A 662-nucleotide genomic window follows, 5' to 3' on the forward strand; every position below is an offset into this window, starting at 1 on the left:
ACGATCAACGACTCGATCGACACGACCACTGCCACGCTGACGGCTTCGCCGAGCGTCACTGAAGGCGGCGTGATCACCTACACCGTGACCCTGACCAACCCGGCTCAGACCCCGGTGATCGTGACCCTGTCCAATGGTCAGGTCATCACTGTTGAAGCAGGCAAGACCCAGGGCAGCATCGACTTCCAAACCCCGGCCAACGACGTCTACAACAACGGCTCCACCGTTAGCGTGACTATTGACAGCGCTACGGGTGGCAACTTCGAACAACTGACCCCGAATCCAGCGGCTGCAGTTACCACGATCAACGACTCGATCGACACGACCACTGCCACGCTGACGGCTTCGCCGAGCGTCACTGAAGGCGGCGTCATCACCTACACCGTGACCCTGACCAACCCGGCTCAGACCCCGGTGACCGTGACCCTGTCCAATGGCCAGGTCATCACCGTTGAAGCGGGCAAGACTCAAGGCAGCATCGATTTCCAGACCCCGGCCAACGACGTCTATAACAACGGCTCGACCGTTAGTGTGACCATCGACAGCGCTACGGGCGGTAACTTCGAGCAGCTGACGCCTAATCTGACGCCAGCGGTAACGACGATCAACGACTCGATCGACACGACCACTGCCACGCTGACGGCTTCGCCGAGCGTCACCGA

General features: G+C 60.4%; 1 protein-coding gene. It reads left to right on the forward strand.

All coding sequences use genetic code 11. The annotated features are described in order from the left end of the window. Nucleotides 1-662, forward strand: a 662-nt coding sequence (locus ACF8R3_RS00650) for an immunoglobulin-like domain-containing protein (protein ID WP_392514602.1), incomplete at both ends; no start/stop codon positions are given.

Source organism: Pseudomonas sp. FYR_7 (assembly GCF_043106155.1).
In the GTDB taxonomy this organism is placed as follows: Bacteria; Pseudomonadota; Gammaproteobacteria; order Pseudomonadales; family Pseudomonadaceae; genus Aquipseudomonas; species Aquipseudomonas parafulva_B.